This is a genomic window from Polaribacter sp. M10 (assembly GCF_054968445.1).
The window spans coordinates 620,037-629,050 of the sequence record NZ_JBSSBG010000001.1 but is presented as its reverse complement, the minus strand read 5'-3'; the positions used below and the strand labels follow the sequence as shown (position 1 = coordinate 629,050).

6 protein-coding genes are annotated in these 9,014 nt (G+C 31.3%); all 6 read right to left on the bottom strand.

Translation table 11 applies throughout. From position 1 onward, the window contains the following. Positions 1 to 114: 114 nt before the first annotated feature. Positions 115 to 909 (bottom strand): 3-keto-disaccharide hydrolase, encoded by a 795-nt coding sequence (locus tag ACWYN7_RS02670; RefSeq protein WP_462858290.1) that lies wholly within the window; start codon positions 907 to 909, stop codon positions 115 to 117. A gap of 9 nt (positions 910 to 918) precedes the next feature. Continuing rightward, positions 919 to 2,553 (bottom strand): glycoside hydrolase family 43 protein, encoded by a 1,635-nt coding sequence (locus ACWYN7_RS02665; RefSeq protein WP_462858289.1) that lies wholly within the window; start codon positions 2,551 to 2,553, stop codon positions 919 to 921. 57 nt (positions 2,554 to 2,610) lie between these two features. Further along, the gene (locus ACWYN7_RS02660; RefSeq protein WP_462858288.1) at positions 2,611 to 4,125 is read right to left on the bottom strand and encodes a family 43 glycosylhydrolase; all 1,515 of its coding nucleotides are present in this window, start codon (positions 4,123 to 4,125) and stop codon (positions 2,611 to 2,613) included. Further along, positions 4,122 to 5,510 (bottom strand): sulfatase family protein, encoded by a 1,389-nt coding sequence (locus tag ACWYN7_RS02655; protein WP_462858287.1) that lies wholly within the window; start codon positions 5,508 to 5,510, stop codon positions 4,122 to 4,124. The genes ACWYN7_RS02660 and ACWYN7_RS02655 overlap by 4 nt, the downstream gene beginning before the upstream one ends. A 143-nt stretch (positions 5,511 to 5,653) precedes the next feature. Further along, positions 5,654 to 7,171: a sulfatase gene (locus ACWYN7_RS02650; RefSeq protein WP_462858286.1), complete on the bottom strand. Its 1,518-nt coding sequence runs from the start codon at positions 7,169 to 7,171 to the stop codon at positions 5,654 to 5,656. Beyond that, positions 7,171 to 8,988, bottom strand: a complete 1,818-nt coding sequence (locus ACWYN7_RS02645; RefSeq protein WP_462858285.1) for a glycoside hydrolase family 2 protein — start codon at positions 8,986 to 8,988, stop codon at positions 7,171 to 7,173. The genes ACWYN7_RS02650 and ACWYN7_RS02645 overlap by 1 nt, the downstream gene beginning before the upstream one ends. Between the last annotated feature and the right edge of the window lie 26 nt (positions 8,989 to 9,014).

Below are 9,014 nucleotides of genomic sequence, written 5' to 3'. Positions count from 1 at the left end.
ATTATTTTATCGTAAAGTTATTTCCGAAATTTTTCCTCATTGAGCAATTGAAATATTGCTCTAGAAAAATTTCAGAAATAACTTTACTTACACACTTTTTGGTTTAGTACCTATCTAATATTCCTTTAAAAAAACATTTTTATAATACAACTCTGCTCCTTCTGCTTGAAGTAATATTTTACCCTCTATTAATGGAATCATTTTTTTTAATTCAGTATCCCAACGTTTCATATTTATAGCCTCATTAACAACCTTCCCATTTAGTTTAAATAGTGCATTATCTTCAATAACTTCTATTTCTAAAAAATTCCATTGGCCATGTGGTTTTTCCCAATCATATCCTCTATGAAATCTATTAAATTTCCCTTTTCCATAACCTCCTCTTGTTATAGTATCTCCTTTCTTACTATAATTTCTAATGACACTGTTTACTTTTGATGAGACTTGAGTATTTATAGCCCAAACATCTCCTGTATCTCCTTCTTGAATTTGACATTCTACACTATTTGGCCATATAATATTATTGCCAAAAACATGAAATAAAACACCTGCATCTCTTACAAAATTGTTTCTTGGAGCAAACTTATTTTCACCCCATTTATATTCTAATTGCAAAGAGTAATTTTTATACTTTTTCTTTGTAATTATCCCTGCAAAAGTTTGTGTAGAATTATGTTTTTGTGTTGGATATACATGAATAATACCATTTTTAACTTTAAAAATATCATTAATTGTTCCTTGATATGTTGTATCTCTTGTAAAAAAAGACCAATTATCTAAATTTTTACCATTAAAAAGTGCTATCCATCCTTTAGGAGGATTTGATTTAGATTTACCAACAATCTCTTCTTTTTCTTTTTTACAGGCTAAAGTGAATATCACAACTATTATTAAAAAACTATTTTTCATTTTAATATTTTATTCTTTTAAATAATTATATTTAAACCAATCAAAAATTGCTTTATTTTTTGATTTTTTTCCTTGACTACTTGTATACATACCCACATAAGCCCCTATAAATCCCCCAGCTACTTTTGAGGTAAGTACAGATGCTTCTTGATCTTTTCCTATTTGATGTAAATTGTTTTCATCATCACCATAAAAGAATTGAAGAGTCATACCAAGATTAATCATTCTCATGATAACAACATCTTTTTTATAAGCTACAGAAGCTAATTGAGTAATTGTTTGCTTTTTTCGGTTTTTGTTATACACTTTAAATAGCTTTATACTGTCTTTAGTTTTTAATAATTGATATTGATAATTTTTGTTCTGAAAAGTTACCAAACCTGCAACTTCATTCGTTTTTCTAGTTGTAAAGTTAAATTTGGTAGTTGCTTGACTTTTTAAATATTTTAATCTGCGCGCAATTACTGAAGGATTCTTCCTATCTGTTATTTTTTCTGGTCTTGTCTTTATTTCAAGGACACCATTTTTTAATTTGTACCATTTTTCTTGTGGCGTTCTAATAAAATTCCAATCAAAAGCTAATTTATCCGTATTAAAATCATCTTTTGTTTCTTTTTTAAACGGATGCCATGGTAAATTTGGTCTTTTATCTTCTAGCAAAACTTGCCCTTTTCCTTTATTAAATATGGGTGTTGTTCCTTCAAATGTAACCGGAGTTAAAAAAGTTTCACGACCTAAATAATACTTACCATTAATGGGCCTACAGCCTAACATCACAGACCACCATTCTCCATTTTGAGTTTTTACTAAATCTGAGTGACCAACTGTGGTTATTGGAAAATCTTTACCAAAATGCCTGTGCGTTAACACAGGATTTATTTGTGTCGGTGTGTAAGGTCCTGTAACTTTATTTGCTGTAAAAGTGGTAATTGCGTGATTGTTCCAAGTGCCACCTTCAGAGATCATTAATAAATATATTCCTTTAATTTTATAAATGTGAGGGCCTTCTGCAAACTTTGCATTGGTTGCATGACCTGATGTTAATACAATGGGATCTGTTAGTATTTTTCCCGTTTTTAAATCTATCTCGCTGATGTAAATTTTATCTTGAGAAGGCCATTCTCTTCCCCCTTCTAAAGCGTGAGTAGACCCTATGTAGTAGGTTTTTCCATCATCATCCCAAAAAATTGTAGGATCAATTCCATAGGATTTATCTACCCAAATAGGATTAGACCAAGGTCCTTCTGGATTTTTTGCAGCTACATAAAAATTATCACCACAATTACATGTGTTTATACATTGTTTACAAGTTACAATTACGTAAAATAAACCATCTTTATAACGAATTGTTGGCGCCCAAATGCCACCTCCATTACTTGGCGTTTTCATATTTAGTTGCTCTTTTCTTGTGAGTACATGTCCAATTTGTTTCCAATTTACTAAGTCTTTGCTGTGGAAAATTGGAATACCAGGAAACATATTAAAAGAGGAGTTTACCAAATAATAATCTTCACCTACTCTTGTAATTGATGGATCTGGATGAAAGCCAGAAATTACAGGGTTTTGAAATGTTTTTGGAGCCTCTTGTGCATAAAAATAATGCAACAACAAAAAAGTTACAAAACCTAATACAATATTTCTCATTTTGTAAAATTTAATTATACTTTGAGTTTAGATAAAACAGTTAAAAACTGATACTTATTAATGAACTGATTTTAAAGAAAAACAATTAAATACTGATTTATCTCGTTCTTTTCCATTACTATATAACCCAACACGTAAAGCTCTATCCCAAGGTGGTAAAAAGCTACAATCAATTGGTTTTTTATTTATAGGAATAAAATTTTTTCCATTTGTACTGTACAAAAAGGTGGCATTGATATTGTTTTTAACAACAACTCTTAAGTGAATATTTTTTACTTTTTCATTCAATAAAGTTTTATGTAATATTTTTTGTTCTTTCTTATTTTTAAAGTTAATCCAAACAGCGTCTTTTTTAAACACTAAACTGATATTTTTACTTTCGTCCCCAATTAGCGAAATTCCAGATAATGCAGTACTTTTTCTATGTACTATTGTAGTAGCTTGATAATTTTTTGAGTATATTTTTTGACCTAGCAAAACAGGTTTTTGATTTGCATTACCTGAAACTATCAGTTTACTTCTTTTTTGTTTTAAAATTGGTTCGCTGTAAATGCTCCAATTCCAAGATGGTTTCATTCTATTTCCTGAAAAATCGTCTTCAAAATAAACTATTGAACCCTTACTATTTTTTGTTCCTAAATCAGATTCTATATAATTTGGTAAAAAATCTATCCAATCGTCATTATTTACTGCATACTCTCTTAAAATACCTTGACGACCGGTAAAAACTCCAGTTTCTAGACTGTAAGCGTGATATAGAAAGTAGTTTTTATCTCCAACTTTTATTGGGGTTCCATGACCTTGACATTTCCAATTTTCTTCATCTTGTAAAATTGGATTGTTAGGATCTTTTTCCCAAGGTCCAAAAAGGTCTTTAGCTCTGGCTACTCCAGTTGTATAAGAACACTTTTTTCCACAACACCCATTCGCTGAATAAAAGCAATAGTAATAGTTTCCATGTTTCACAATGGCTTCACCTTCTATCAAATTCCCTTCCCATTCTAAATCGTTACGAAATAACTCAATTGGTTTACCCAAAAGTTGAGTACGTTCTTCATTCATTTCTTGTGCCCAAAATGGTGTAGGTTGGCCTTTGCTATTTCCATCAGTTTTCCAAATTAAATAAAGCTTATTGTTTTTATCTCGAATTGCAAACCCATCAATAGAACCAACTATAGGTTCGCAAACTAATGGACCATGATCTGTATATGGGCCTTCTGGATTATCTGCACTTGCTACTCCTACGCATAAAACAGAAGACTTTTTTCTTGCGGTATAATAAATATACACTTTATCATTTTCAGTAGTTATTTCTGGTGCCCAATAAGAGTTATTAATCCAATTTGGCTTATTGGGAAAAACGTTTGTTATCCATTCCCAATTTTTCATGTCTTTTGATTTTAATATTGGAAATCCTGGAGCCCAATTTGAGCTTGTGGCTGTAGCATAAAAATAATCACCATATTTAATTATGGAAGGATCTGGAAAATCACCATGTACATTAGCACCTTGGCTAAAAATTGGAAAACTAATTACTGTGTAGAGAAGAATTAAAAAATAAACCTTTTTCATTTATTGTTGGATTGTGGTATTTGTTTTAAAACAGGCATTGATTTATACCAATCAACTACTTGTTGTGTCATTTTATTTACTAAGTCTGTATTTTTATGCGCTATATTCTGTGTTTCACCAGGATCGCTAACTATATTATAAAGCTGCGGATTACTCCCATTGTAATTACAAAGTAGTTTCCAATTTTTATGACGCATCGCTAAATCAGGTAGATTATTATAACCATAATAGTTTTTTCTGTCTGGTGGACGACTAAAAAAAATTGGTGCCATTCTGGATGATTTTTCTTCTCCTAAAATTGTTCCAATCAGATTTTCTCCATCTGTAATGATGTTTTTAGATTCTTTGATGTTGGCAAAATCTAATAGTGAAGGTTTTAAATCAATCGCTGAAAAAACTGAATTTCTATTTCTAGTACCTTGTGCATCTTTATTGACAAAATTAGGTCCCCAAACAATAAGTGATGAACGAACTCCTCCTTCATAAAGCTGAGTTTTGTAACCTTTTAACTCTCCTGCTCTACCAGCTCCTTTTTCTGGTCCATTATCCGAACAAAATACGATAAGAGTATTATCGCGTAATTTCTCATGATTTTGTACATACTCAAAAAGTTTCCCAAATTGTTTATCCATTTCCCCTAAAACAGCTAGATACAAGCCTCGCTTACCTTCTTTTTTAGCAATACCATATTCTTTAAATGATGGCCAAAATGGACTGTGAACATCATCGGGCCAAACGTTAACATAAAAAGGTTTTTTACTCTCAACGGCTTCATCCATAAATGAAATCGCAGCGTCTATAAAACCCGTAGTTATTTCTGAACGTTGTTTCCAATAATAAGGTTTACCAAGTCTTTGCGCTCCTTTCCAAATAGAATCAACTTTTCCTGTTTCGTCTTGGGTTAGTGGTAGTAATTTTGCTCCCATTCCTTCGAAATTGGTTAACGATTCATCAAAACCATATTCAGTAATGTATGGGGCATTGTCAACATCTCTTTGTCCTCCCATATGCCATTTTCCAAAATGACCTGTTGTATATCCTGAATTATTAAGACTACGCGCTAACATAGGGGCTGAAGTATCTAGCCAATTCGCCATAGAACGTTTTTCATTCTTTTTTTGATGTGCTAAATACGAAGTAATATTCCAACGTTGAGGATAAGTACCTGTTGAAATAGCTACTCTAGATGGTGAACAAATGGGAGAGTTTACATAAAACTGTTCAAAACTAATTCCTTCTGAAGCTAATTTATCAATATTAGGTGTTTTTGCATCTTTATTACCAAAACAAGATAAATCTGCCCATCCCATATCATCAATAAAAATTAAAATGATATTAGGCTTTTTGTGTTCTACATCTCTACTACAAGAGTATAAAAATGTCAAACTAATAAGTAAGAAAAATGATTTTTTCATTAGTAATGCAATCAATGCTGATTATAAATAATTTTAAAAAGATTATTGTGTGGCTTTAATTTCTATCTATTTTGTTTTTAAGAAAAATCTTTACAAAAAATTACTCAGTGTATTTATTTTCTGTTAGGAACCATTGGTTGTGGATAGTCATTCAAAATTCGCTCTAATTTCTCTACTATTTCTGGTTTAAAATTCGCGTGATTTTTTGTTTCTAAAGAATCCTCCTTATAATCATATAATTCATAAATAGGTTGCGTATTTTTATCAACGATATTAGTCCATCTTACCATTCGATACCTTTCTGTTCTAATTGCTTGACCTATTAATTTTCCACCTCTTTTTGGAAAAGAATGATATACATGATTATCAACTGATTTTGTATATCCTTTTAAAACTGGTGCTAAACTAACGCCGTCAAAGGGTTGTGAAGTTTTTGGTTTTGGTAAACTTGCTAATTCTACCAATGTTGGATACACGTCTACAGTTTCTGCCAATTGATTAGTTTGGGAATTTGTAGCGATTCCTTTTCCTGCAAAAAGTAGAGGTATTCTTGTTGCTTGCTCAAAATTTGAATGTTTAGTCCAAGAGCCATGATCGCCTAAGTGCCAACCATGATCGCCCCAAAGTACAATTATTGTATTCTCTAAAATATTTAATCTTTCTAATTCCTCAATTACTTTCCCAACTTGTGCATCCATATAACTAACACTTGCATAATATCCATGAATTAGTTTTGTTTTTAGTTCTTTATTTAAGACTCCTGTTGTATTTGGTATAGGCTTAAAGTTGGTTAACTCCATTTTTCTTTTTATGGCAAATTTAGGTGTCCCTTCTGGATCTTTTTCAAATTCTGGCATTGGTAATTTATCAGGATTATATAAATCCCAATATTTTTTTGGTACAGAAAAAGGTAAATGTGGACGTGCAAAACCAACTGCTAAAAAGAAAGGTTTATTTTTAGTATCATTTAAAATTCGCAACCTATTTATAGCATGATTTGCAACTCTTGCATCTGCATAAGCACCATCTAAAACATCAGGATTTTCCCAAGCAGCACCTCTAGGAATATCTTTCATTTTTGGAACATTTTTATAATACTTCCTAGTATTTTGAAAAAAAACTTCTTCTCTAGTTAGTTTTCTATCTGTACTTTTTGGATCTACATATTCTATCACTTTATCTTCATGATGTGGAACACTCCAAGAAGCTATATCATTATCATTACCATGACCAATATGATAAACCTTACCCATAGATTCTGTATGATAACCAGCATTTTTAAAGTATTGAGGCAATGTAACAGCGTTTGGATACGATTTTCTAAAATCGTTACCAAAAAAATAAAAACCAGTACTTGTAGAACGTGATCCTAACATTAGGTTGTATCTTGAAGGGGCACAAACAGCTTGATTAGCATAGGCTAGATTAAAACGCATACCCATTTTTGCGAGTTTGTCTATATTAGGACTTATTGCAGTTTTATCACCATAAACACCTAATGCTGGCTTTAAATCATCAACCAAAATCATTACAATATTTGGTTTTTTCTTTTTTGATGCTTCTTCTTTTTCAGATTGTCCGTAAGAACTAAAAATCGTTAAAAAGAAAATAAAAAAACTAACTTTTCTCATTACTTACTTTTCTTTTTTATGTAGGTTGATTTATTTGCTTCAGTTACCCGTTTTTTATCTAACTTAATTACTTTTCTATCATAAGTATAAAGTCCGTTCATTTCGTTTTCTACATCCGTCCATTGTGTATATACAGATGCACTTAATCCTTCTTTTTGAAAATCTTCAACTATCATTTTTATAAAACGTTCGTATTCTTTTGTTGCAGCTTCTTTGTCTTTATAATTATGGTGAACCCAAGGACCATCTAAATCCCAAATATGATTTTTAATTTTATATCCAATAGCACCATATTCTCCATTTACCACAGCTCGTTTATTGGATGCAAAAGGAACTGATGGTGGACGATAAGAGTGGTTGTCTTTAATATGCCCTACTTCATAATCAATATCTGGTTTGCCTGCATCAATACCACTATTTCCGATTACCAAACGTGATGGATCTTGTGCCATTACGTTTTCTGTTAAACGCTCTACATCATACAAACCCCAGTGTTCATTAAACACCACCCAAACAATAATTGAAGGATGATTACTATTGTTTGTAACCATTTTTGATAGTTCACTTTCAAACTGAATTTTCTCAGATTCCGTTCGTTTCCCAAAAGTACTTGGCATATCTTGCCAAACTAAAATCCCTAATTTATCACACCAATAGTACCAACGTTGTGGCTCAATTTTAATATGTTTACGTATCATATTAAAACCCCATTCTTTGGTCATTTCCACATCCCATTTTAAGGCTTCATCTGTAGGAGCTGTATAAATTCCATCTGGCCAATATCCTTGATCTAAAGGCCCCATTTGAAACAGAAACTTATTGTTTACATATATTTTCTTTAGATTTCCTTCATTTTCAATAGAAATTTTACGCATTCCTGTATATGATTTTACTTCATCTAAAATAGTATCACCTTCTTTTAATTTGATAATTACATCATATAAAAAAGGATTTTCTGGAGACCACAATTTAGGATTTGGAACAGCAATAGTAAATGGGATATTTACTGTTCCTTCTGATGAAGATACTAAAACACCATTGTTAAAAACGCTTACTTCTGCAATGGTATTTTTATTAAAACCTGAATAATTAACGGTAGCCGAAAGTGTTTCTGTATCTATATTAGGAATTAAACTAAAATTAGTAACGTGTTGTTTTGCAACAGGTTCTAACCAAACCGTTTGCCAAATACCAGAAGCACCTGAATAAGCATAACGTTGTGGATTTGAAAATCGGGAATTGTTTTGTTTACCATAAGCTATGGCTTCATCATTTCCTGGGTCATAAACTTCAACTACTACTTCGTTTTTTTTAGATTTTAAAAAATTGGTAATATTAAACGAAAATGCATCATATCCTCCTTTGTGGATTCCTACAAATTGATTGTTAATAAAAACTTTGGCTTCAAAATCAACCGCTCCAAAATGAAGTAAAACATCATCTTTGTTCCAGGAACTAGGGATGGTAAAACTTCTTTTATACCAAGCTCTTTTAGTATCTAATTGTCTGTTAATGCCTGATAAGTGAGATTCCCAAGGAAAAGGAACTGTAATTTTTTCTTTTAATTTTTTAGGTACAGAAGCTCCTAATTGAGCTTCTTGAAACTGCCAAACTCCATTTAGGTTTTTCCATCGTTCTCTAACCATTATAGGTCTTGGATATTCTGGAAGAGGATTGTTTTTATCTACATCTTTTGCCCAAGGAGTTACTATAGGCTCATTTGGTTTTACGTGTGTACCATCTATAGCTTTTTTGTTTTGAGCTGTAATTATTAACAAACAAAAACTAAATATTAAAAAAGTGATTTTTTTCTTCATAAAATAAATTTTAAATACTATTAAAT

Coding starts and splice junctions, on each gene's coding strand:
- ACWYN7_RS02670 (WP_462858290.1), bottom strand. CDS start 909: ATGAAAAATAGTTTTTTAATAATAGTTGTGATATTCACTTTAGCCTGT.
- ACWYN7_RS02665 (WP_462858289.1), bottom strand. CDS start 2,553: ATGAGAAATATTGTATTAGGTTTTGTAACTTTTTTGTTGTTGCATTAT.
- ACWYN7_RS02660 (WP_462858288.1), bottom strand. CDS start 4,125: ATGAAAAAGGTTTATTTTTTAATTCTTCTCTACACAGTAATTAGTTTT.
- ACWYN7_RS02650 (WP_462858286.1), bottom strand. CDS start 7,171: ATGAGAAAAGTTAGTTTTTTTATTTTCTTTTTAACGATTTTTAGTTCT.
- ACWYN7_RS02645 (WP_462858285.1), bottom strand. CDS start 8,988: ATGAAGAAAAAAATCACTTTTTTAATATTTAGTTTTTGTTTGTTAATA.